The organism is Streptomyces sp. NPDC127098, from assembly GCF_042722465.1.
In the GTDB taxonomy this organism is placed as follows: domain Bacteria; phylum Actinomycetota; class Actinomycetes; order Streptomycetales; family Streptomycetaceae; genus Streptomyces; species Streptomyces millisiae.
In genome coordinates, this window is the sequence record NZ_JBHXFJ010000024.1 from 23,300 (window position 1) to 45,370 (window position 22,071).

The following is a 22,071-nucleotide window of genomic DNA, read 5'->3' on the forward strand; positions in this document are numbered from 1 at the left end:
AGGGCCCGTCGAGCAGGGCGCGGCGGCGGTCAGCGGCCGAGGCCCTCCAGCACGACGGCGCCGGGGAGTTGGAGGAGCGCCTTGCCCGGCAGGATCAGCTTGCCGCGGCGCCGGCCGCTGCCGACGAGGACGTGCGGCAGCGCGGTCACGGCGGCGTCGAGCAGCAGGGGCCAGTCGGCGGGCAGCCCGACCGGGGTGATGCCGCCGTACTCCATGCCGGTGGCGCCGACGGCGGTGTCGTGCGCCGCGAAGGACGCCTTGCGGGCCGCGAGTTGGCGGCGGACCACGCCGTTGACGTCGACCCGGGTGGTGGCGGGGACAAGGCAGGCGGCGAGACTGGTCTCGCCGGCGCGCTTGCCGGCGACGACGACGCAGTTGGCGGACGCGTCGAGCAGGTCCCGGCCGTAGGTCTCGACGAAGACGGCGGTGTCGGCCTTCTCCGGGTCGGTGTCCACGTAGAGCACCTCGTCGGCCGGCACCGGACCCCGCCAGTCCCGGACGGCGGCGGCCACCGGCTCGACGAGCAGGTCCAGGCAGTCGGGGGCGGGGCGGACGTCGGCGAAGTCTCCGATGGGGGGGCGCATGTCGGCACGCTACCGCACGCCCGGCGCGGGTCAGTGGGAGTAGCCGGGGACCGAGACGGCCATGGTCATCTCGACCGGTTCGGTGCCGTCGTTGCGGTAGGCGTGCGCGACGTGGGACTCGAAGGAGGCGGAGGCGCCGGCGGGCACCTCGTGGTCGACGCCGTCCAGACGCAGGGTCAGCACGCCGGAGGTGACGTGCAGCAGCTCGGAGGTGCCGATCGGGTGGGGGTCGGAGGCGCTGCTCTCCCCCGGCATGAGACGCCACTCCCAGAGCTCGAGCGGCCCGGGGGCCTCGGTGCCGGCGAGCAGGGTGCTGTGGCTGCCGGCCGCCGTGGACCACAGGCGGACGGCCTGCTCGGCGGGGACGAGCCGGACCTTCGGTGCCTGGTCGAAGTCGAGCAGCGTGGTGATGCTGACACCGAGCGCGTCGCCGACCTTCACCACGGTGCCGACGCTGGGGTTGGTCCGCGCCTGTTCGATCTGGATGAGCATGCCCCGGCTGACGCCGGCACGGGCCGCGAGGGCGTCCAGCGTGAGGCCGCGTTCGGTGCGCAGCCGCCGCAGGTTGCGGGCGAGCGACTGGGAGAGCTGGTCGAGGTTGGTCACGGGCGCGGGCCTCTCGATCAATATACTGAATGGCGCAGTGCAATATTTTGAGCTACCGTGCACCGGACTCCATGTTCATCAGACTGCACTGCGAGGTATCCGATGGTAGCCCTGGCCCTGGCCACCAGCCTGCTCTGGGGGCTGGCCGACTTCGGCGGCGGGCTGCTGGCGCGACGCATCCCGGCGCTCACCGCCACGGTGGTCTCGCAGGCGCTGGCCGTCGTGGTGCTCGGCGCCGTCGTGGTCGCCACCTCGGCGTGGACGGAGTTCGGCTGGCGGCTGTGGTTCGCGGTCGCGGCCGGACTGATCGGCCCGCTGGTGCTGCTGTGCTTCTACCGGGCACTGGCGCGCGGGCCGATGGGCGTGGTGTCGCCGCTGGTCTCCACGGCGGTGGTGGTGCCGTTCGCGGTGGCGCTGCTCCAGGGGGAACGGCCGGGCGGCGCGCAGTACACCGGGCTGCTGGTCGCCTTCGCCGGCGTGGTGCTGGCCGGCGGTCCGCAACTGCGCGGCGCCGCGGTGCAGCGCGAGACGCTGGGCCTGACGCTGGTGTCGGCGCTCGGCTTCGGCGCGGTGCTGGCACTGATCTCCGCGGCGTCTACGACGGTGACCGGCCTGTTCCTCGCCCTGTTCACGCAGCGGCTGTGCAACGTGCTGGCCGGCGGCGTCGCGCTGTGGGTGGCCGCGCGGCGCGGCTCGCCGGTGCTGCCCGTGGAGGGGGTGGGCGCGGTGCGGTCCGCCCTGCCCTCGTTGCTCTTCGTGGGGCTCGCCGACGTGGCGGCCAACGCCACCTACGCGCTGGCCACCCGGATCGGCCCGGTGACCGTGGCCGCCATGCTGGCCTCGCTCTACCCGGTGGTGACGGCGCTCGCCGCCCGCGGCATGCTGCGCGAGCGGCTACGCGCCGTCCAGGCCGCGGGCGCCTGCCTCGCGATGACGGGCACGCTGCTGCTGGCGACCGGCTGAGCGTCGCGCTCCGGGCGACGGGTGAGCCCCCGTCGCGATACACGGCGGGGGCTCGGTGTCGCGCGGCCGTCAGCAGCAGTAGACGTCGCCCTGCGTGCTGGAGGCCGCCTGTGCGGGCGTGACGGCGAGACCGGCGGCGAGCGCGGCGACGACCGCGGCCCCGGCGAGGACGCGTCGGATACGCATGGGTTCTCCTCCCTGGTGAGCGCCCCGAGTGGGGCACGCCGTAAGCCTGACCGGCGCGGGGCGCCGAGCGGTAGGGCCGCGCGACGTCCCGGACTGTCCCGGACGGAGCCCACCCGAGAGGCGCGGCCCTAACTCGGCGGGTCGTTGGGGCGGAGGGTCCAGACGACCGTCATCTCGCCGGTGACGGCGCCGTCCTCGCGGGTGATGTCGATGGTGATGGGGAACTCGGGCCGCCGGCCGGCGTCGAGTTCGGCCACGACGTCGGCGGCGGGGCGGCCCAGGGTGGCGACGGCGGTCACCGACCCCCTGGCGACCTTCCTGAAGGCGATGTCGGCGCGGACCGGCAGCGGCACGGCGCGGGACAGCTGGTCGCCGAAGGCGGCCAGGACGATGGCGCCGCTCGCGGACTCGGCCAGCGTGAACATGGCGCCGGCGTGCGGGCCGCCGAGGTGGTTGGCGAACTCCGGCTGGTCCGGGAGGCGGAGCACGGCGCGCTCCGGCGTGACCTCCTCGTACTGGAGGTTGAGCGTCCGGACCATGGGCACCGTGGCCGCGAGCAGTTCGCCGACGGACGGCTCGGCGGCGGGCGTGGCGTCAGTCATACCATGAGGTTACCAGTGAGTAATGAAGCTGGGAACGGGTCGCCCGCCCGTACCGGCCGGCCGCTCAGGCCAGGTCGAAGGCGCCGGACGGCGGGCGGGGCGAGGGCAGGCCGGCGGCCGCCCGCACCGGTTCGGCGTCGCCGATCAGCCGGGTCAGCTCCGCGCCGTGCACCACCCGGGCGGGAAACGGGTCGGCGGCGGCCCCTCGGGTCAGTTCGGCCACCGGGAGCGGGGCGTCGGAGGCGACCAGCACCACGTTGCCGAAGCGTCGGCCGCGCAGCACCGCGGGCTCGGCGATCAGGCACAGCTCGGCGAAGTGGACGCGGAGCGTGGCCAGTTGGGCGCGGGTGAAGTCGAGCGGGGCGGAGTCGGCGAGATTGGCGGCGTAGCTGCCGCCGGGTCGCAGCACCCGGGCCGCCTCGGCGACGTGCCCGACGCCGGTGAGATGGGCGGGGATCCGGGAGCCGCGGAAGACGTCGGCCAGGACGACATCCGCCGAATCGGTCGGCGCCGCGGCCAGCAGCGCGCCCGCGTCCTCGACCGCCACCTCGATCCCCGACCCCGCCGGCAGCGGCAACCGCTCGGTGACCAGCTCGACGAGCCCTCCGTCCACCTCGGCCACCCGCTGGCGCGAGCCTGGCCGGCGCCAGGCCGCGTAGCGGGGCAGGGTGAACGCCCCACCGCCCAGGTGCAGCACGTCGAGCGGGGCGCCGGGCGGGGCGGCCACGTCCAGCACGTGGGCGAGCCGCCTGGCGTACTCGAACTCCAGGTGGCCCGGGTCGTCCAGGTCCAGGTGGGACTGGGGCGCGCCGTCCACGGTGAGCAGCCAGGCGCGCGGCCGGTCGAGGTCGGGAAGCAGCCGGGCGGTGCCCAGGTCGACGGCCCTGACCACGGGTGTCGGCTCGTCCTGCGCGTCCGGGATGGGCTCGTGCACGGTCCCATTGTGGCCCGCCGGTCCGGGAGTCGCGCTCCCGGACCGGCGGGCCGGCCGCGGTCAGGCGCCGTCGACCGCCGTGACGGTGCCGGCGCCGACGGTGCGGCCGCCCTCGCGGACGGCGAAGCCGAGGCCCGCCTCCAGTGGCACCGGCTGGCCGAGCTCGACCGCCATGGTGACGGTCTCGCCCGGCAGCGCCACGCCGCCGGGCAGCGTGATGTCGCCGACCACGTCCGCGGTCCTGATGTAGAACTGCGGCCGGTAGCCGGTGGCGATCGCCGTGCGCCGGCCGCCCTCGGCGGCCGACAGCAGGTACACCTCGGCCGTGAAGCCGGAGCGTGGCACGACGCTGCCCGGTCGGGCCACCACGTGCCCCCGGCGCACCGCGTCCCTCGCCACTCCGCGCAGCAGCAGGGCCACGTTGTCCCCGGCCTGGGCCTCGGCCATCGGCTTGCCGAAGGTCTCGAGCCCGGTGACCACGGTCTCGACGTCCGCGCCGAGCACCGCCACCCGGTCGCCGAGCCGCACCGTGCCGCGCTCGACGGCGCCGGTGACGACCGTGCCGCGCCCGGTGATGGTGAGCACGTTCTCCACCGGCAGCAGGAACGGCGCGTCGAGGTAGCGCTCCGGCACCGGGACGTAGGTGTCCACGGCGTCGAGCAGGGCCTCGATGGCGGCGGTCCAGCGCGGCTCGCCGTTGAGCGCGCCGAGCCCGGAGACCCGGACCACGGGCAGCAGCTCACCGGGGTAGCCGTGCGCGGTGAGCAGCTCGCGGACCTCGAGCTCGACCAGGTCGGTCAGCTCGTCGTCCCCCGCGTCGGCCTTGTTGAGCGCCACCACGATGTGCTCGACGCCGACCTGACGGGCCAGCAACACGTGCTCGGCGGTCTGCGGCATCACCCCGTCGAGCGCCGAGACGACCAGGATCGCGCCGTCCAGCTGGGCCGCGCCGGTGATCATGTTCTTGACGTAGTCGGCGTGGCCCGGCATGTCGACGTGCGCGTAGTGCCTGGTCCCGGTCTCGTACTCGACGTGCGAGATGGTGATGGTGATGCCGCGCGCCGCCTCCTCCGGGGCCCTGTCGATCCGGTCGAAGGGGACGAAGGAGCCGGTGCCACGGTCGCTGAGCACCTTGGTGATGGCGGCGGTCAGGGTCGTCTTGCCGTGGTCGACGTGGCCCATGGTGCCGATGTTCAGGTGGGGTTTGGTGCGCGTGTACGCCTGCTTGGGCATGGCGGGATGCTTCCTCGCTGCTGGCTGGTCTCCCGGCGCGGGCTGACGGCCCGGGGCCTGGGCGCGGACCCCGTCGCTGACCGGCCGACCCTCCCCCTGCGGGGTCCGCGGTGTGTCCGGGAAGGGTCAGCTTCGGGCGCCGTCCAGGTGGGCGACCGGGGTGGGGGGTGCGAGGAGGACGACGGCAGCCTTCGGCGCGTCCGCCAGGGCGGACGGCGCGAGAGCGAAGGCGTGCCGGAACATGTGCCCATGATCGCGCCGCCGGGGTCCGGCCGTCGAACGGTTTTCGCGGCCCGCGTTACGGCTCGCGTCGCGCTCTGGCTTAGAGTGCCGTGGGAACGGGGTGTGGGGTCGTCCGGCGCCCACGCCCATCCTTGCCGTCGCCCGCTTTTTCACACGCCCGGGATGCCGCAGAGTCCATGTCTTGGTTCGAATCGATCATTCTCGGGCTTGTCCAGGGGCTGACGGAGTTCCTGCCGATCTCCTCCAGCGCCCATCTGCGGCTCACCGCCGTGGCCTTCGACTGGGAGGACCCGGGCGCCGCGTTCACCGCCGTGACGCAGATCGGCACCGAGCTGGCGGTGCTCATCTACTTCCGCAAGGACATCGTGCGGATCGTGTCCGCCTGGTTCCGGTCGCTGACGAACAAGGAGGCGCGCTCGAACCCCGACGCGCGGATGGGCTGGCTGGTGATCATCGGCACCATCCCGATCGGCGTGCTCGGCCTCACCCTGCAGGACGCCATCGACGGGCCGTTCCGCGACCTGCGTCTCATCGCCATGAACCTGATCGTGCTGGGCGTGATCCTGGGCGTCGCCGACCGGATGGCGGCCCGCGACGCGTCGGGGGGCCGGCACCGGGCGGTCCGCGAGCGCAAGTCGCTCGACCAGCTGAGTGTCAGGGACGGCCTGCTGTTCGGCCTCTGCCAGGCGATGGCGCTGGTGCCGGGCGTCTCCAGGTCGGGCGCGACGATCACCGGCGGCCTCTTCCTGGGCTACAAGCGGGAGGCCGCCGCCCGGTACGCCTTCCTGCTGGCCATCCCCGCCGTGCTCGCCTCCGGCGGCTACGAGCTCACCTCGATCGGCGAGGAGGGCTCCCACGTCTCCTGGGGTCCGACGATCCTGGCCACGGTCGTCGCGTTCGTCGTCGGCTACGCCATCATCGCCTGGTTCATGAAGTGGGTCAGCACCCGCAGCTACATGCCGTTCGTCTGGTACCGGCTCGTCATCGGCGTCGTGCTGCTCGCGCTGATCTTCTTCGGGGTCGTGGAGCCGCACGCCGGCGAGGGCATCGGCGGCGACGACGAGGTCACCACCTCCGAGGAGGGCTGAGCGCCCCCCGGCACAGCGGACACGCCCGGGATCCGGTGCCCCACCGTCATGCCTCGGGGATCTCACGACCGTAGTTGGCGAGGGTGATGGAGTCCGGGTCAGGGCCGCGTCGCACGCCCTGGTCGAGTCCGTCGATCGCGCTCAGCTCGGCGTCGGTGAGTTCGAAGTCGAAGACGTGGAAGTTCTCGGCGATGCGCTCGGGCCTGGTCGACTTGGGGATCGCGGAGCGGCCCTGTTGCAGGTGCCAGCGCAGCATGACCTGCGCGGGGGTCCTGCCGTGGGCGCGCGCGACGCGCGCGATGACCGGGTCGTCCAGCGTGCTGGTGCCGTCGCTGCCGAAGTAGAACGTGATGCCGCCGATCGGGGACCACGCCTGGGAGAGGATGCCGTGCCGGGCGTCGACCGCGAGCAGCTCGGACTGGCGGAAGTAGGGGTGGACCTCGATCTGGTTCACCGCCGGCACCACCGAGACGGAGGCCAGTAGGCGGTCCAGGTGCTCCGGCATGAAGTTGCTGACGCCGATGGCGCGGACCCTGCCGTCGGCCAGCAGCCGCTCCAGGGCACGGTAGGCGGCGATGGTGCGCTCGAACGCGCTCGGCAGGGGCTGGTGCAGGATCAGCAGGTCGAGGTGGTCGACGCCGAGCTTCCCGACGGCCTTCTGGAACGCGTGCGGGGTCTCCTCGTAGCCGTAGTCGTTGATCCAGACCTTGGTCTCGAGGAACAGGTCGTTGCGCCGGAGGCCGGAGCGGCGGATGCCCTCGCCGACCTCGCGTTCGTTGAAGTAGGCCGCGGCCGTGTCGATGTGCCGGTACCCGATCCGCAGCGCGGTCTCGACCGCCTCGACCGTCTGCTCCGGCGGGGTCTGGAAGACCCCGAATCCGAGGGCGGGGACGTCGACGCCGTTGTTCAGCGTCAGGCTCGTCGTCATGACCGCAGGCTAGGCCGACGGCCGGGCCCGGAGGCAGGCCGTGACACTGCCCGGAACGACATTCACCCTCACGCCGGGGACCGGTCGGGCGGTGGGCCGTCAGCCGGCGTGGTCCGGGCCCGGGGGCTCGGACGGCTCGGTGAGCAGCGTGAGGTGGGCGAGGTCGCCCGGCGGCGGGGTCGTCACCGACCAGAGCGGGGCGGGGGTGCCGTCGGCGACCGCGGCCGGCGCGTCGGTGAGGTTCATCCGCGCGCGCAGCCGGCCGTAGAAGTCCATCGGCTTCAGGCGGACGGCGCGCAGTCGGCGCCGGGCCGCGTAGACGCCGATCCAGTCGCCGGGGTCGAGCACGCCGCGCAGTTGGCCGTCGACGCTGACGGCCGCCTGGCCCGACCGTTCGAGCACCCGGAGGCCGATGGGCTCGTCGGGTGCGGTGACGACGGAGCGGTCGAACGCCATGTGCGGCGCGATCGGGGTGAAGACGAGGGCCTCGGCGCGGGGCGACACCACGGGCCCGCCGGCGGCGAAGCTGTAGGCGGTCGAGCCGGTCGGCGTGGCCACCAGCAGGGCGTCGGCCGAGTAGGAGGCCAGCAGCCTTCCGGCGAGGTAGACCCCGACGGACACCTGCCGGTCCCGCGAGAGCTTCTCCAGGACGACGTCGTTGAGCGCGAAGACGTTCAGCGCGATGCCCCACTCGTCGTCGGTCTCGCAGTCCGTCCGCACCCGGGGCGGCGGCAGCAGGGGCCCTCGCCCGTACCTCATCAACGCCTCGACGTCCGGCGGCACTTCGAGCCGACGCGAGGCACGCAGCGTGAGCAGCATGCGGTGGTCGACGGCGAGCCGGCCGGCCAGGACCGCGTCCAGCGCCGAGAGCACCTCGTCCGCCGAGACCTCGGTCAGGAACCCGAGACGGCCGAGGTCGACGCCCAGGAGCAGCGCGTCGTGCTCGGCGGCCAGCCGGGCGCCGCGGAGGAAGGTGCCATCGCCTCCGAGAGTGACGATGAGGTCGGGATCACCGGCGGACGCGACCTCCTCTCGGGCGCTGCGCCGCCCGCCGTCCTCCCACACGTCGATGTCCGCGCAGGGCAGGGCGTGTTCGGCGCACCACGCGTGCACGGCCCGCGCCGCGTCCCGCGCCGCCGGGCGCCCGCCGTGCACGACCAGACCGACCCGGCTCACCGTCACGTCCGCCTCCACAGTGGTTCGCGGACGAGCGCCCGCGGACCGCACTCTCCGCCGGCCCCTCGCCGTCGGTCCGCCATTCTCCCCCGAGGACGTCCCGAATGCCGGGCATGGGCGGGTACGCGTCCTTCGAGTGCGCGACGGGTGTCACCCCACGTGGTCGGCGGCGCGCCGTTCGCGCGGCAGCCAGTCGAGGCTGTCCGCGCTCGGTCCCGCCGGCTGGTACTCCAGGCCCACCCGGCCGGTGTAACCCGCGTTCTCCAGGGCCACCAGCGCCCCGTCGAGGTCGAGGCGTCCGGTGCCCGGCGCGCCCCGCCCCGGCGCGTCCGCGATCTGCACGTGGCCGACGCGGTCGGCGTGCGCGGCGATCATCCCGGCCGGGTCCTCGCCGTTGACGGCGAGGTGGTAGAGGTCGGCCAGCAGCAGCGGGTGGGGACCGCCGGCGGCGGCCGCCACCCGGTCGATCACGGCGACCGCGTCCGCCGCGGTGCGCAGCGGGTAGGCGGGGGCGCCGCTGAGCGGTTCGAGCAGGGCCACGCCGCCGACGCGCGCCACGGCCTCGGCCGCCAGCGTCAGGTTCGCCACCGCCGTCTCGTCCTGGGCCGCCGGCGCGACGCCGTCGGCCCGGTTCCCGTACAGCGCGTTGAAGGCCCGGCAGCCGAGCCGCTCGCCGATCGCCACGGCGACGTCGACGCCGTCGCGGAACTCGGCGGCGCGGGCGGGCCAGGAGACCAGGCCGCGGTCGCCGCCGGGCAGGTCCCCGGCGAAGAAGTTCAGACCCGTGAGGCGGACCCCGGCGTCGCGCACGGACCGCACGAACGCCTCGACCTCCGCGTCGGCCGGCACGGCCGTCGCGAAGGGCCACCAGAACTCGACCGCGTCGAACCCCAGTCGCCTCGCGGCGGCGGGGCGCTCGACCAGGGGCAGTTCGGTGAGGAGCATCGACAGGTTGATCGTGTAGGGCAGTCGGTGCCGCATCGGTCCTCGCTTTCCGTCAGAGCCAGCCTGGCAGCACGAAGACGGCGCACGACACCAGGGGTGCGATCGCGATCATGCTCATGCCCCAGACCATCAGCCCCCTGAACGTCGCGTCCCTGGCCTCCGCCGGGGTGCTGGCCACGACGAGCGCTCCGCTGGTGGAGAACGGGGAGGAGTCGACCACCGAGGCCGAGATCGCCAACGCGGTGATCAGGCCGACCGCGCCGACCTGCCCGGTGTACAGGAAGGGCACCGCGAGCGGAACGAGCGCGCCGAGGATTCCGGTGGTCGACGCGAACGCCGAGACGCCGCCGCCGATGAGACAGATGAGGAAGGCGGCCAGCAGCGGGGTCCCGATGCCGGCGACGCTCTCGCCGAGGTGGTCGATGGTACCCACGCTCTCCATCAGCCCCACGTAGGTGACCACGCCGCAGACCAGCATCACGGTGGGCCACGCGACGTCGGAGACGCACGTCCTGGTGGTCTCGGGCCACAGCAGGAGGAGGGTGGTGGCGATGCTCAACGCCAGCAGCCCCACGTCGAACTCCAGCGCGAGCGCGCCGACCGCCAGCACGACGAGCCCGGCGAGCGTCGCGATCCGCTGCGCGTTCAGGGTGGTGACGTCCGTGTCCGTCACGCCCGCCGCCCCGGTCACGGTGCTCCCGCCGCCGTCCGTCCGGTCCTTCTCGGCCCGTCGGGCGGGTTCGGCGTCGACGCGCCGGCGCAGCAGCCGCCGCCCGTCGAACAGGAAGAACACCACGAGGCTCAGCAGCGTGTTGAAGAGCAGGGAGCTGACCCACAACGTGACGGGGCTGCCGGGCAGCCCGCTGCGCTCCACGACCCCGTTGGTGGTGCTGCCGTAGATGCTGATCGGCGAGAAGCCGCCGGCGCTGGCGCCGTTGATGACGAGCAGCCCCATGAGCATCGGGTTGATCCCGTGGCGGGTGGCGAAGTTCAGGCCGATCGGTGCCATCATCGCCACCGCGCCCGGCACCACGGCGCCCACCGCCGTCAGCAGGCTGGTGACGAGGAACATCACCCAGGGGATCAGGGCTATCCGTCCCCGCACGGCCCGCACCCCGGCCTGAATGAGCCAGTCGACCGTGCCGTTGCACCTGGCGATGGCGAAGAGCAGGGTCACGCCGACCAGGACGACGAAGAGGTCACCGGGGAATCCGGCGAAGAGGTCGTCCTCGGTCTTCCCGAAGACGAAGGTGCCGAGCAGGAAGGCGCCGAGGAAGGCGACCGCTCCCATGTTGACCGATCGCACGGTCGCGAAGAGGAAGACGAGAACCAGGCCGACGATGGAGAGTGCTTCGGGGGACATCGACGCTCCTCGGGGCAGACGTTGGCTCGCGGGGGGTGACGCCGAGGCGGCGGGTCGCTAGGCGCCCGGTTCTCCCCGGTCACGGTCGGCCAGCGCCTCCCGCACCAGTTCCACCGGGTGCCAGGCGGTGCGGCCCGCGCCGTGGAAGATCTGCTGGCGGCACGACACGCCGGTCGCGGCCACGACCGTGTCCTCCGGTTCCGCCGCCAGCGCCGGGAACAGCCGGTCGCCGCCGACGGTCATGGACGTCTCGTAGTGCTCGGACTCGAAGCCGAAGGAGCCGGCCATCCCGCAGCAGCCGGCGTCGATCTCCACGACCTCGACGCCCGGGATCCGGCGGATCAGGGCGAGGGTGGCCGCGGTGCCCACCTCGGCCTTCTGGTGGCAGTGGCCGTGGTAGACGACGCGCCGCCCGGCGAGCCAGGAGTCCGCGCGCAGGGTGAGCAGGCCCGCGTCGACGGCCTCGACGAGGAGTTCCTCGACCTGCCTGACCCGCTTCGCCACCGCGCGTGCCGGCGCGGAGTCGGGCAGCAGCGTGGCGTACTCGTCGCGCACCATGAACACGCAGGAGGGCTCGCAGCCGACGATCAGTGATTCGGGGTCCGCTCCACGGTCGAGCGAGGTGACCAGCGCCGTCGCCTTCTTCGCGGCGTCGTCCAGCAGTCCCTTGGACATGCCGGAGCGCCCGCAGCAGCCGCCGGCGGCGAGTTCGACGCGCCACCCGGCGCGCTCCAGCAGTTCGACGGTGGCCCGGCCGATGCCCGGTTCCGTGTAGCTGGTGAACGAGTCGGCGAGCCAGGTGACGGTGCCCAGCGGCGCCTCCTGCCGGGGTGCGGGCGGACGGTGGCGGCGGAACCACCGCTGGAGGCTGACCCGGTGGAACGTGGGCAGCGGGCGGGCGGCGGTGATGCCGAGGGCGCGCTCCAGGAGCCGGCGCAGGAGCGGGACGCGCCCCGGGAGGTTGGAGAGCGGCGCGGTCGCCGAGCCGAGCCGGTTGAGCGCGCGGATCGCGGCGAACAGCCGGGACCTCGCGGGGACCCCGTGGGACTCGTGGTGGTGGGCGAGCGCCTCGGCCTTGAGCGAGGTCATGTCGACGCTCATCGGGCACTCGCTCTTGCAGGCCTTGCACATCAGGCAGAGGTCGAGGATCTCGTGCAGCCGCGGATCGCCGAGGGCGGCGTGCGGGTCGGGCTGCGACAGCGCCTTCACCAGGGCGTTGGCCCGACCCCGGGTGGAGTGCTCCTCGTTCCTCGTGGCGATGTAGGAGGGGCACATCACCCCGGCGCTGGCCTTCCGGCAGGCGCCGATGTTCATGCAGCGGTCGGCGGCCCCACGCATGCCGCCGACGACCTCGAAGTCCAGGGTGGTCCTCAGCGGAGAGGCGGGCGGCAGGGCGTCGCGGTCGCGGAGGTTGTCGGTCATCGACGGGGCGTCGACGATCTTGCCGGGGTTCATGATGTTCGCGGGGTCGAAGAGGCGCTTGACCTCGCGCATGGCCTCGTAGAGTTCGTCGCCGAAGATCTCCCGGTTGAACTCGCTGCGGGCCAGGCCGTCGCCGTGCTCGCTGGAGTTGACCCCGCCGTACTCGGTGACGAGGTCCCTGACCGCCTCGGCGACGGCACGCATGGTGCTGACCTCGTCGGGCTCCGTGAGGTCGACGAACGGGCGGATGTGCAGGCATCCCACGGAGCAGTGGCCGTAGAAGCCCGCCTCAAGGCCGTGGTCGTCGAGGATCTTCTTGAGCCGCGTCGTGTACTCGGCGAGGACGGCCGGGTCCACGGCGGTGTCCTCGATGAAGGCCAGCGGTCGGCGGGTGCCCCGGCCGGCGGCCATGAGCAGGCCGAGGCTGGACTTCCTGACCTTCAACAGCGCGCCCTGCTCGGCCGGGGTGACGGCGCGGAGCGTGTGGTAGCCGTGCCCGTTCCGCCGCCACAGCGCGTCGAGTCGGTCGAGCCGGGCGATCAGCTCCGGCTCCTCGTCGCCCGTGAAGGAGACGAACAACAGGGCTCCCGGGTCTCCGACCAGGATGTCGCCGAGGCCGGCGAACTCAAGCTTCCGGCGGGAGAGTTCGAGGATGGTGCGGTCCATCAGCTCGACCTGGTGGGGGTCGCAGTCCAGGGCGTCCGTGGTGGCGGAGATGGCGCTCGGCGTGTCGGCGAAGTGGCCGACGGCGTAGACCGTGCGTCCCGGCCTGGGCACCAGGTCGACCAGGGCGTGGGTGGCGACCACCAGGGTGCCCTCGGCTCCCACCACGAACTTCGCCAGGTCGAACGGCTTCTCGGGGCCGAAGCCCACCAGCCGGTCGAGCCGGTAGCCGCCGGCACGCCGCCAGAACGCCGGCATCCCGGCGGTGATGGCGTCCGCGTGGGCCTCGACCAGCCCCGGCAGCGCCCGGTGGATCCGGCCCTCCAACGTCGCCGCCGACGCGCGGCGTTCCCGCTCGGCCTCGTCGATCGGCTCGAACCGGGCGCGTGAGCCGTCGGAGAGCACCACGTCGAGCGCCCGCACGTGGTCGATCGTCATGCCGTAGGTCAGGGAGCCGCTGCCGGCGGAGTTGTTGCCGATCATCCCGCCGATGGTGGCCCGGTTGCTGGTGGAGGTGTCGGGGCCGAACATCAGCCCGTGGGCGGCGGCGGCCTGGTTGAGCTGGTCCTGCACCACGCCGACCTCGACCAGCGCCGTGCGCGCCGCCGGGTCGATCTCCAGGATCCGGTTCATGTGCCGGGAGGTGTCGAGCACCAGTCCGGGCCCGATGGTCTGGCCGACCAGGCTGGTCCCGGCGCCGCGGGGCACGACGGGCACGCCGAGTTCGCCGGCCGCCCGCACCGCCGCCGCGACGTCGTCCGCGTGCCGCGGGAAGGCCACGCCGAGCGGGGTGATCGCGTACATGCTGGCGTCGCGCGAGAAGAGGTGGCGGGTGTAGTCGTCGAAGGCGACCTCGCCGTCGAGCGTGACGGTGAGCGCGCGTTCCAGGTGGGCGCCGACGGTCGGGCGCGGGGTCGGGGCGGTCATCGCGACTCCTCTCCCCGGTCGGCGGTCCGGTCCTCGTGCGCGGCGCGCAGCACGTCGAGCGCGGCCTGGAGGCCACCGGGGTCGACGGCCACCCCGGCCAGTTGGAGGCCCAGCTGCACCCCGGCGAGGGTGCCTGCCAACGTCAGGTCGTTGAGGTCGCCGAGGTGTCCGATGCGGAACACGCGGCCGGCGAGCCTGCCGAGCCCGGTGCCGAGCGACATGTCGAAGCGGTCGAGTACGGTCCGGCGGACCGCGTCCGCGTCGTGGCCGTCGCCGAGCAGCACGGCGGTCAGGGAGCTCGAGTACTCCCGCTCGTCGGCGCACAGCACGTCGAGGCCCCAGCCCCGGACGGCGGCCCTGGTCGCCTCGGCATGGCGGTCGTGCCGCGCGAACACCGCGGGCAGCCCCTCCTCCTCGAGCAGGAGCAGCGCCTCCCGCAGCCCGTAGAGCAGGTTGGTGGGCGGGGTGTACGGGAAGTGGCCGCCCTCGTTGGCCGCCAGGATCGGTGCCCAGTCCCAGTACGAGCGCGGCAGCCGCGCCGTGTCGGCGGCCGCGAGCGCCTTCTGGCTGATCGCGTTGAACCCGAGGCCCGGCGGCAGCATCAGGCCCTTCTGTGAGCAGCCGACCGTCACGTCGACGCCCCACTCGTCGTGCCGGTAGTCGATGGAGGCCAGCGAGGAGATCGTGTCGACCAGCAGCAACGCGGGATGGTCCGCGTCGTCGAGGGCGGCCCGGATCTCCGGCACCCGGCTGGTGACCCCGGTCGAGGTCTCGTTGTGGACGACCAGCACCGCGGCGACGGCGTGCGCCCGGTCCGCGGCGAGGCGTTCGGCGACGACGGCCGGGTCGACGCCGCGCCGCCAGTCGCCGGGGACGAGGTCGACGACCAGCCCGAGTCCCTCGGCCATGTCGCGCCAGAGGGTCGCGAAGTGGCCGGTGTCGAAGGCGAGTACGCGGTCGCCCGGCGAGAGGGTGTTGACGAGCGCCGCCTCCCAGGCGCCGGTGCCCGAGGAGGGATAGACGACGACCGGACCGCCGGTGCCGAAGACCGGCCCGAGCCGCCGGAGCAGGTCGCGCGCGAGTTCCGCGAACTCCGGTCCGCGGTGGTCGATGGTGGGCCGGGCCATGGCCCGCAACACCCGGTCCGGGACGTTGGTCGGCCCGGGGATCTGCAGGAAATGTCGTCCGCTGTGAGCCGTCACCGGATCCAACCCCTTCGCTGTGCCGTGAGGCGGTACACTGTGCCGTTTCAGAGCGCGGTGAGGTTAGGGATCGACGATCGAGGAGTCAAGGCAGTGCGCAACGTCCTGAACGCCCTTCGGGTGCTCGAAGAGGTCGCCGCCCGGCAGCCGGTCGGGGTCGGCGGCCTGGCGCGGGTGCTCGACCTGCCCAAGAGCTCGGTCCAACGCGCGCTGGTCACGCTCCACACGGCCGGCTGGATCCGTCCGGCCCCGGGCGAGGTCAGGCGGTGGGTGATGACCACCAAGGCGCTCACGGTCGGCGGACGGGCCAGCGGCGACCTCGGCCTGCGCGACGCGGCGGTGCCCGTCATGGAGGACCTGCGCCGGCGCACCGAGGAGACCATCCACCTCACCGTCCCCGAGGAGGACCGGGTGGTGCTCATCGAGCGGCTGGAGACCTCCAACCCGCTGCGCATCAGCATGGCCCTCGGCCACGCGCTGCCCCTGCACGCCTCCGCCAACGGCAAGGCGGTCCTCGCCAACAGCGGCCCCGAGCGCCTCGGCCGCCTGTTCGCCGACGAGGTGCCGCGGTACACCGAGCACACGATCACCGATCCCGACCAGTTGCTCGCCGAGCTGGCCCGAGTCCGGGAGCGGGGGTTCGCCCTCAACCACGGCGAGTGGCGGGCCGACGTCGGTTCGGTCGCGGCCGCCGTCCTGGCCGGCCCGGAGAGGCCGATCGCCAGTCTCAGCGTGAACGTCCCGATGAGCCGCCTGACCGAGGAGTCCGAGACGTGCTGGGGCGGCCTGGTGCGCGAGGCGGCGGCGGAGCTGTCCGCTCGGCTCGGCTACGGGGACGCGGCGGAGGCCACCCGCTGACCACTGGCATCATCGGGGGCATGACGGAACGGATCATCGCCGCCTGCGACGGGGCGTCGAAGGGCAACCCGGGGCGTGCCGCCTGGGCCTGGGTCATCGCCGACGCCGAAGGCGACCCGGGGCGCTGGGCGGCCGGGCCCCTGGGCACGGCGACCAACAACGTGGCGGAGCTGTCCGCGCTGCGGCACCTGCTCGAGGCGGCGGACCCGGCCGTGCCGATGCAGGTGCGGATGGACTCGCAGTACGCCATGAAGGCGGTCACCACCTGGCTGCCGGGCTGGAAGAAGAAGGGGTGGCGGACCGCTTCCGGCTCGCCGGTGGCCAACCGCGAGCTGGTGGAGGGCATCGACCGGCTGCTGGCCGGCCGCGCGGTGGAGTTCGTGTACGTGGCGGCCCACCAGGTGGACGGTGACCGGCTCAACGACTTCGCCGACCGCGCCGCGAGCCAGGCCGCCACCAGCCAGCTCGCCGCCGGCAGCGCGCAGGGCTCCGCGGCCCCGCCGCCGGCCGCCGCCAGGCCGGCCAAGACGGCGAAGGCGGCCAAGACGGCGAACTCGACGCGCCGCCGGGCCTCGAAGGGCGAGATCACCGCGAAGTTCCCGGGCCGCTGCCGCTGCGGCCGGTCCTACGCGGCCAGCGAGCCGATCGTCAGGAACGCGCAGGGCTGGGGCCACCCGGCCTGCCGGGATACCGAGTCCGAGGCGGCCGGCCGGAGTTCCTGACCGCGGGACCGCGGGACCGGGGCGCGCGCCCGCGCCGGGGGCGGCGCCCCGGCCTGCTGTTAAGCTCCTGGTCATGCCCGCCCCGCCCACCTCACCGTCGGGTCGTGCCGCGCCCTCGTCGCAGCGAGGGTTGCTGACGGAGCGCGTCGCACGCCAGTTGGAGCACGACATCCGCTCGGGTGAGATCCCCGTCGGGGAGAAGCTGCCCTCGGAGCGCGAGCTGGCCGAGCGGTTCGGCGCCAGCCGGAACGTGGTCCGGGAGGCGTTGCGGCGGCTCGAGGCCCAGCACATGATCGAGGTGGCACCGGGCCGGGGCTCCTTCGTCAGCGAGCAGTCACCGGGGCAGGCGCGCAGCTACGACGCCCTGTACCGGGCGGGCCGCCCCACCGTGCGGCACCTGATCGAGGCGCGCATCCCGCTGGAGGTCGAGATCGTGGGCCTGGCCACGGAGCGCGCCGACGAGGCCGAGCTCGACGCGATGCGGCGGGCCAACGACGCGCTGCTGCGGGCCACCGACGTCGTGCACAAGGCCCGGGCCGACCTCGACTTCCACGACGCGATCGCTGCGGCGAGCGGCAACCCCGTGCTGCGGACCATGCTGTCGTCGATCGGCGGGATGATGTTCGAGATGATGCTCCGCTCGAACTCCGATCCGTCGATCGGCGAGCCGGGCGTGCCGCACCACCCGGAGATCCTCGAGGCGATCGTGGCCCGGGACGTCGAGCTGGCCAGGGCGCGGATGCGCGAGCACCTCATGCTCGGGCTGCGGACCTACGGCGCGGACCTCGATCTCGGCCTCGATGTCATGGCGCGCCAGCACATCGAGACGCTGCTGCGGCAGTCCCAGGACCATGGCTGAGGTCACGGCCCGCCGATGACGCGCGGCCGACCGCCGGTCGGCACAGCGTGACCCCCTGATCCCGGGGCTGGTCAGAGGCCAGGACACCTGTTACGGTCCAACTGGTCCTACCAGTTGGACCACTCTTTTTTCGGAACCAGCACACGCACTTCCGCGCGTACGGAGAAAGTCGAGGACGAGGATGTCCACGAGCCCCCAGTCGGTCAGCCGCCGTTCCTTCGGCAGACTGGCCGCCGTGGCGGCCGCCGCCACCGTCGGCGGGCTGACGCTCGGCGCCTGTTCGGGCCGGAGCGGCTCCGCCTCCCCCGACGCGCCGCTGCGCGTCATGGCGATCAACCACGTCTGGTCGCAGGCGATCGCCGGCCGGGTCGCCGAGTTCGAGGAGCGGATCGGCCGCCGCGTCTCGATCTCGATGCTCACCTCGGACCAGCTGTCCAACAGCTACAACGTGAAGCTCAACGCCTCCGCCACGGACGTCGACGTCATGATGGTCAGGGCGCTCCAGGAGCAGCTGCTCTTCGCGACCAACGGCTGGCTCGCCGACCTCACCGACCGCGTGTCGGACGCGGCCTTCGACTGGGCCGACTTCCAGGAGGCGCCGCGCCGGCGGTCGACCACGGCGGGCCGGGTGTTGAGCGTTCCCGTGGTGACCGAGCGGCCGACGCTGTACTACCGCAGGGACCTGCTGGCGGACTTCGGCGGCCCGCCCGGCACGTTGGACGAGCTGATGGAGCTGTCCCTCGAACTCGCCGACCGAGGCGACGACTTCTTCGGGTTCGTCGGCCGCGGCCAGCGCAGCGGCGCCGTCAGCCAGTGGTCGAGCTTCCTCTACTCCTTCGGCGGTGACTTCACCGCCGAGGGGCGCTCCACCATCGCCACCCGCGAGGCCATCGCCGCCTACGAGTACTACGGCCGGCTGCTGGAGCGGACCGGCCCGCCCGGCGCGACCAACATGAGCCTGGAGCAGGCCATGCCGATCTTCGCCCAGGGCAAGGCGGCGTTCTACGTCGACGCCGACGCGATCTACACCAACTTCCTCGACCCGGCGGTCTCCACCGTCCAGGACACCGTCGGCTTCGCCCCGTTCCCGGCAGGACCGGCCGGCTCCAGGCCGCACAACATCCCGTCCTGGTCCCTGGCCGTCAACGAGTTCTCCCTCCTGCGGGACGACGCCTGGGAGTTCATCCGCTGGGCGTCCAGCCCGGAGATGGTGGCCGCGCTGCAGGCCGACGGCATACCGGGAGCCCGGCAGTCCGCCTGGTCGGACGCCGAGACCCTCGCGGCGTTCCCCGCCGAACTCGCCGAGTCCATGCGGCTGGGCGGGGAGCGCGGCGTCGACCACGACCGGCCGGAGGTGCTCCAGGTCGGCCGCGCCCGGGACATCGTCGGCCGCCCGCTGGTCGCCGGCATCCTGGGCGAACCCGTGGCGGCGGTGGCCCGCGAGGCGGACGCCGAGTTCGCCGACTTCCTCGTCCGCGACAACCGCCACCGGGAGTCCTGATGGCCGCCGTGCAGACCAAGCCCCAGCCACACCCCGCCCTGGGCGGCCGGCCGGGCGGCCGCGCCCCGCGCACCTTCGAACAGGCCAACCGGCGCCTCAAGTGGATGATGCTGGCGCCCGCCCTGCTCTTCGTCGGCGCCATGATCGTCTTTCCGCTCGTCTACACCCTCAACCTCGGCTTCACGGACGCCTTCGGCGCCGTCAACGCGGACCAGGAGTACGTCGGTTTCCAGAACTTCGCGGACGCGCTCGGCGACACCCGCCGCTTCTGGCCGGCCGTGCGGCGCACCGTCGTCTTCACCGTCGGCGCGGTGCTGCTGGAGACGGTGCTCGGCCTGGCGCTGGCCATGCTGATGCGCAGGGCGTTCACCGGCATGCGGTGGGTGCGGACGATCCTGCTGGTCCCGCTGCTCACCACGCCGGTCGCCATCGGCATCCTGTGGCTGCTGATCCTGGACCCCACCAACGGCATCGCCAACCACCTGCTGGAGTCCGTCGGCCTGCCGCCCCAGGAGTTCCTCGGCTCGGTGAGCCAGTCGCTGCCCACCCTGATGCTGATCGACGTGTGGCAGTGGACCCCCATGATGACCCTGCTACTGCTCGCCGGCCTGTCCACACTGCCCGAGGAGCCCGAGGAGGCCGCCCAGGTCGACGGAGCGGGCCCCTGGCAGCGCTTCCGGCACGTGGTGCTGCCGATGCTCTCCACCACGCTGGCCACCGCGCTGGTGCTGCGCTCCGTCGACGCGCTGAAGACCTTCGACCTGCTCTACGCCACCAAGGGCCCCGGCGGCGGCTCCGACTTCGAGGCCGAGACCCTCAACGTCTACGCCTACGGCCTCACCTTCGACTACCTGGAGTACGGGCTGGCCTCCGCGGTGCTCGTGCTGTTCACGCTGTTCATCATCGGCGTCGTGCTCGTGCTGCGGCGCCGCGCCGGAAGGAAGTCCGCATGAGCGCCAACGCCGCCACCAGCCGCGCCGGCCGGCGCCGCCACCCCTGGGCCCTGCTGCGGGGAGTCGCCGTGACGGCGGTCTCGCTGGTCTTCGCGCTGCCCATCGTGTGGATGTTCGCGGCCGCCTTCAAGACCAACGTGCAGGTCACCGACCCGAGCGTGGGCCTGTTCTTCAGCCCGACGCTGGAGAACTTCCGCAACGTCCTGGCGGACGGCGAGATCCTGCGGTCGCTGCGCAACTCGCTGATCGTGGGCGGTGTCTCCACCGCGCTGTCCGCGCTGATCGCGGTGCCGGCCGCCTGGGCGGTGGGCCGGTTCCGGATGCACCGCACCGGGTCCCTGATCCTCATCGCCCGCATCGTTCCCGCGGTGTCGCTCCTGGTGCCCTGGTACTACCTGTTCGCCAGGGCCGGCCTCGTCGGCAGCTACACGGTCCTGGTCCTCAGCCACATGTTCGTCTCGGTGCCGCTCATCCTCTGGATCATGATCGGCTTCTTCGAGGGCCTGCCGGTGGAGCTGGAGGAGGCGGCGCGCACGGACGGCCTCTCGGCCTTCGGTGCGTTCTGGCGCATCGCGCTGCCGCTGGCCGCGCCCGGCACCGCCACGGCCTCGCTGCTGGCCTTCGTCTTCAGCTGGAACAACTTCATGTTCGCGCTGATCTTCGCCGACGAGAACACCAGGACCGCGCCGGTGACCCTGTTCAACTTCATCTCCTACGCCAGCACCGACTGGGGCGGCCTGATGGCCGCCGCCGCCCTGATGACCATCCCGGTCGTCCTCGTCGCGGTCATCGGACAGAAGCACCTCGTGGCCGGCCTCACGGCCGGGGCCACGAAGGGCTGACCAGCACCCCACCCACCCCCAGGAAGACCACTCCATGAAGATCGTCGACGCGAAGGTCGTCGTCACCAGCCCGGGCCGCAACTTCGTCACCCTGCGGATCACCACCGACGAGGGCATCACCGGCCTGGGCGACGCCACCCTCAACGGGCGCGAACTCGCCGTCGTCAGCTACCTCCTTGACCACGTGGTGCCGCTGCTGATCGGCAGGGACCCGCACCGGATCGAGGACACCTGGCAGTACCTGTACCGGGGGGCCTACTGGCGCCGCGGTCCGGTGACGATGGCCGCGATCGCCGCCGTGGACGTGGCGCTGTGGGACATCAAGGCGAAGGCCGCCGGGCTGCCGCTCTACCAGCTGCTCGGCGGCGCGAGCCGGGACCGGGTGCGCGCCTACGGGCACGCGAGCGGCCGGGACGTCCCCGAGCTGTTCGACTCGATCCGGGCCCGGCAGGCCGAGGGCTACCAGGCGATCCGGGTGCAGACCGGCGTGCCGGGCCTGGCGAAGGTCTACGGCGTGCACCGCGACGGGGAGTCCGCCGCGGAGGGCCGACACCCACGCCCGGTGGTCGAGGACTGGGACACCGCCGCCTACCTGCGGCACATACCCGGCGTCTTCGAGGCCGTGCGCGGTGAGTTCGGGCCCGAGCTGCCGCTGCTGCACGACGCGCACCACCGGCTGACCCCGGTGCAGGCGGCCCGGCTCGGCAAGGCCCTCGAACCGTACGACCTGTTCTGGCTGGAGGACTGCACCCCGGCCGAGAACCAGGAGGGGCTGCGTCTGGTGCGCCGGCAGACCAGCACCCCGCTGGCCATCGGCGAGGTCTTCAACAGCGTCTTCGACTACCAGACGCTGGTGGGCGAGCAGCTCATCGACTACGTGCGCTCCGCCGTGACCCACTTCGGCGGCGTCACGCCGCTGCGCAAACTGTTCGACTACGCGGCGCAGTACCAGATCAAGAGCGCCGTGCACGGCCCGGAGGACATCTCGCCGGTCGGCATGGCCGCCGCGATCCACCTGGACCTGGCGATCCACAACTTCGGCATCCAGGAGTACTCGGGACACACCGCGCTGACCGACGAGGTGTTCCGGCACGCCTACACGTTCACCGACGGGCACCTGCACCCGGGCGAGGCCCCCGGCATCGGCGTCGAGCTCGACGAGGAGCTGGCCGCGGCCCACCCCTACCGGCCGGCCTACCTGCCGGTCAACCGGCTGGCCGACGGCACCGTCCACGACTGGTGAGCCCCGCGCCGGGGTGGCCGCTCGGCCC

20 protein-coding genes are annotated in these 22,071 nt (G+C 73.0%); 9 read left to right on the forward strand and 11 right to left on the reverse strand.

What is annotated here, in order from left to right:
* Nucleotides 1–29: 29 nt before the first annotated feature.
* Together ACFWI8_RS17300 and ACFWI8_RS17305 are read right to left on the reverse strand one after the other, a co-directional pair.
* Nucleotides 30–584, reverse strand: coding sequence for a YbaK/EbsC family protein (locus tag ACFWI8_RS17300; RefSeq protein WP_387091751.1), 555 nt, complete (start codon nucleotides 582–584; stop codon nucleotides 30–32).
* Between the two features lie 30 nt (nucleotides 585–614).
* On the reverse strand, nucleotides 615–1,190 hold the full coding sequence (locus ACFWI8_RS17305; RefSeq protein WP_387091754.1) for a helix-turn-helix domain-containing protein: 576 nt from the start codon (nucleotides 1,188–1,190) through the stop codon (nucleotides 615–617).
* Between the two features lie 102 nt (nucleotides 1,191–1,292).
* Here ACFWI8_RS17305 and ACFWI8_RS17310 point away from each other — a divergent pair, with 102 nt between their 5' ends.
* Nucleotides 1,293–2,153 (forward strand): EamA family transporter, encoded by an 861-nt coding sequence (locus ACFWI8_RS17310; RefSeq protein ID WP_387091757.1) that lies wholly within the window; start codon nucleotides 1,293–1,295, stop codon nucleotides 2,151–2,153.
* Between the two features lie 314 nt (nucleotides 2,154–2,467).
* On the opposite strand, the gene ACFWI8_RS17315 is transcribed toward ACFWI8_RS17310, so the two are convergent.
* From ACFWI8_RS17315 to tuf, 3 genes are all read right to left on the reverse strand, one after another.
* Nucleotides 2,468–2,941: a DUF4442 domain-containing protein gene (locus ACFWI8_RS17315; protein ID WP_387091759.1), complete on the reverse strand. Its 474-nt coding sequence runs from the start codon at nucleotides 2,939–2,941 to the stop codon at nucleotides 2,468–2,470.
* 64 nt (nucleotides 2,942–3,005) lie between these two features.
* A complete protein-coding gene (locus ACFWI8_RS17320) occupies nucleotides 3,006–3,875 on the reverse strand; it encodes a spermidine synthase (protein ID WP_387091762.1) in 870 nt (289 codons plus the stop codon).
* 60 nt (nucleotides 3,876–3,935) lie between these two features.
* Nucleotides 3,936–5,108 carry an elongation factor Tu gene (gene tuf / locus ACFWI8_RS17325; protein WP_387091765.1) on the reverse strand — a complete coding sequence of 391 codons (1,173 nt, stop codon included), beginning with the start codon at nucleotides 5,106–5,108 and terminating at the stop codon, nucleotides 3,936–3,938.
* Nucleotides 5,109–5,527: 419 nt separating this feature from the next.
* Between tuf and ACFWI8_RS17330 the strand changes: the two genes are divergently transcribed.
* Nucleotides 5,528–6,439, forward strand: a complete 912-nt coding sequence (locus tag ACFWI8_RS17330) for an undecaprenyl-diphosphate phosphatase (protein WP_387091768.1) — start codon at nucleotides 5,528–5,530, stop codon at nucleotides 6,437–6,439.
* A 46-nt stretch (nucleotides 6,440–6,485) separates the two neighbouring features.
* Here ACFWI8_RS17330 and ACFWI8_RS17335 read toward each other — a convergent pair whose 3' ends face one another.
* From ACFWI8_RS17335 to ACFWI8_RS17360, 6 genes are all read right to left on the reverse strand, one after another.
* Complete coding sequence (locus ACFWI8_RS17335) at nucleotides 6,486–7,367, reverse strand: aldo/keto reductase (RefSeq protein ID WP_387091771.1); 882 nt, start codon at nucleotides 7,365–7,367, stop codon at nucleotides 6,486–6,488.
* Nucleotides 7,368–7,466: 99 nt separating this feature from the next.
* Nucleotides 7,467–8,549 carry an NAD(+)/NADH kinase gene (locus ACFWI8_RS17340; protein WP_387091774.1) on the reverse strand — a complete coding sequence of 361 codons (1,083 nt, stop codon included), beginning with the start codon at nucleotides 8,547–8,549 and terminating at the stop codon, nucleotides 7,467–7,469.
* Nucleotides 8,550–8,693: 144 nt separating this feature from the next.
* Complete coding sequence (locus ACFWI8_RS17345) at nucleotides 8,694–9,524, reverse strand: hydroxypyruvate isomerase family protein (RefSeq protein ID WP_387091777.1); 831 nt, start codon at nucleotides 9,522–9,524, stop codon at nucleotides 8,694–8,696.
* A 16-nt stretch (nucleotides 9,525–9,540) separates the two neighbouring features.
* Nucleotides 9,541–10,851, reverse strand: coding sequence for an SLC13 family permease (locus tag ACFWI8_RS17350; RefSeq protein ID WP_387091779.1), 1,311 nt, complete (start codon nucleotides 10,849–10,851; stop codon nucleotides 9,541–9,543).
* 57 nt (nucleotides 10,852–10,908) lie between these two features.
* Nucleotides 10,909–13,863, reverse strand: coding sequence for an FAD-binding and (Fe-S)-binding domain-containing protein (locus ACFWI8_RS17355; protein WP_387091782.1), 2,955 nt, complete (start codon nucleotides 13,861–13,863; stop codon nucleotides 10,909–10,911).
* Nucleotides 13,860–15,065 carry a pyridoxal-phosphate-dependent aminotransferase family protein gene (locus ACFWI8_RS17360; protein ID WP_387091785.1) on the reverse strand — a complete coding sequence of 402 codons (1,206 nt, stop codon included), beginning with the start codon at nucleotides 15,063–15,065 and terminating at the stop codon, nucleotides 13,860–13,862. Before ACFWI8_RS17360 ends, ACFWI8_RS17355 begins: the two co-directional genes overlap by 4 nt.
* Nucleotides 15,066–15,158: 93 nt before the next feature.
* Here ACFWI8_RS17360 and ACFWI8_RS17365 point away from each other — a divergent pair, with 93 nt between their 5' ends.
* The 7 genes from ACFWI8_RS17365 to manD all read left to right on the forward strand — a co-directional run bounded on the left by ACFWI8_RS17365 (nucleotide 15,159) and on the right by manD (nucleotide 22,043).
* Complete coding sequence (locus ACFWI8_RS17365; RefSeq protein WP_387091787.1) at nucleotides 15,159–15,923, forward strand: IclR family transcriptional regulator; 765 nt, start codon at nucleotides 15,159–15,161, stop codon at nucleotides 15,921–15,923.
* Between the two features lie 20 nt (nucleotides 15,924–15,943).
* Nucleotides 15,944–16,645, forward strand: a complete 702-nt coding sequence (locus tag ACFWI8_RS17370; protein WP_387091789.1) for a ribonuclease H — start codon at nucleotides 15,944–15,946, stop codon at nucleotides 16,643–16,645.
* 73 nt (nucleotides 16,646–16,718) lie between these two features.
* A complete protein-coding gene (locus ACFWI8_RS17375) occupies nucleotides 16,719–17,504 on the forward strand; it encodes a FadR/GntR family transcriptional regulator (protein ID WP_311594595.1) in 786 nt (261 codons plus the stop codon).
* A 181-nt stretch (nucleotides 17,505–17,685) separates the two neighbouring features.
* Complete coding sequence (locus ACFWI8_RS17380; protein WP_387091794.1) at nucleotides 17,686–19,005, forward strand: ABC transporter substrate-binding protein; 1,320 nt, start codon at nucleotides 17,686–17,688, stop codon at nucleotides 19,003–19,005.
* Nucleotides 19,005–19,958: a carbohydrate ABC transporter permease gene (locus ACFWI8_RS17385; protein WP_387091797.1), complete on the forward strand. Its 954-nt coding sequence runs from the start codon at nucleotides 19,005–19,007 to the stop codon at nucleotides 19,956–19,958. The genes ACFWI8_RS17380 and ACFWI8_RS17385 overlap by 1 nt, the downstream gene beginning before the upstream one ends.
* Nucleotides 19,955–20,800, forward strand: coding sequence for a carbohydrate ABC transporter permease (locus ACFWI8_RS17390; RefSeq protein ID WP_387091799.1), 846 nt, complete (start codon nucleotides 19,955–19,957; stop codon nucleotides 20,798–20,800). The genes ACFWI8_RS17385 and ACFWI8_RS17390 overlap by 4 nt, the downstream gene beginning before the upstream one ends.
* Nucleotides 20,801–20,834: 34 nt before the next feature.
* Nucleotides 20,835–22,043, forward strand: coding sequence for a D-mannonate dehydratase ManD (gene manD, locus ACFWI8_RS17395; RefSeq protein ID WP_387091801.1), 1,209 nt, complete (start codon nucleotides 20,835–20,837; stop codon nucleotides 22,041–22,043).
* Nucleotides 22,044–22,071: the final 28 nt, after the last annotated feature.

Bases quoted from the DNA above. Each gene is read 5' to 3' on its own strand.
- ACFWI8_RS17355 (WP_387091782.1), bottom strand. From the start codon at position 13,863: ATGACCGCCCCGACCCCGCGCCCGACCGTCGGCGCCCACCTGGAACGC.
- ACFWI8_RS17375 (WP_311594595.1), top strand. From the start codon at position 16,719: ATGCCCGCCCCGCCCACCTCACCGTCGGGTCGTGCCGCGCCCTCGTCG.
- ACFWI8_RS17385 (WP_387091797.1), top strand. From the start codon at position 19,005: ATGGCCGCCGTGCAGACCAAGCCCCAGCCACACCCCGCCCTGGGCGGC.
- ACFWI8_RS17345 (WP_387091777.1), bottom strand. From the start codon at position 9,524: ATGCGGCACCGACTGCCCTACACGATCAACCTGTCGATGCTCCTCACC.
- ACFWI8_RS17390 (WP_387091799.1), top strand. From the start codon at position 19,955: ATGAGCGCCAACGCCGCCACCAGCCGCGCCGGCCGGCGCCGCCACCCC.
- ACFWI8_RS17335 (WP_387091771.1), bottom strand. From the start codon at position 7,367: ATGACGACGAGCCTGACGCTGAACAACGGCGTCGACGTCCCCGCCCTC.
- ACFWI8_RS17370 (WP_387091789.1), top strand. From the start codon at position 15,944: ATGACGGAACGGATCATCGCCGCCTGCGACGGGGCGTCGAAGGGCAAC.
- ACFWI8_RS17315 (WP_387091759.1), bottom strand. From the start codon at position 2,941: ATGACTGACGCCACGCCCGCCGCCGAGCCGTCCGTCGGCGAACTGCTC.
- ACFWI8_RS17330 (WP_387091768.1), top strand. From the start codon at position 5,528: ATGTCTTGGTTCGAATCGATCATTCTCGGGCTTGTCCAGGGGCTGACG.
- ACFWI8_RS17380 (WP_387091794.1), top strand. From the start codon at position 17,686: ATGTCCACGAGCCCCCAGTCGGTCAGCCGCCGTTCCTTCGGCAGACTG.
- ACFWI8_RS17310 (WP_387091757.1), top strand. From the start codon at position 1,293: ATGGTAGCCCTGGCCCTGGCCACCAGCCTGCTCTGGGGGCTGGCCGAC.
- tuf (WP_387091765.1), bottom strand. From the start codon at position 5,108: ATGCCCAAGCAGGCGTACACGCGCACCAAACCCCACCTGAACATCGGC.
- manD (WP_387091801.1), top strand. From the start codon at position 20,835: ATGAAGATCGTCGACGCGAAGGTCGTCGTCACCAGCCCGGGCCGCAAC.
- ACFWI8_RS17350 (WP_387091779.1), bottom strand. From the start codon at position 10,851: ATGTCCCCCGAAGCACTCTCCATCGTCGGCCTGGTTCTCGTCTTCCTC.
- ACFWI8_RS17300 (WP_387091751.1), bottom strand. From the start codon at position 584: ATGCGCCCCCCCATCGGAGACTTCGCCGACGTCCGCCCCGCCCCCGAC.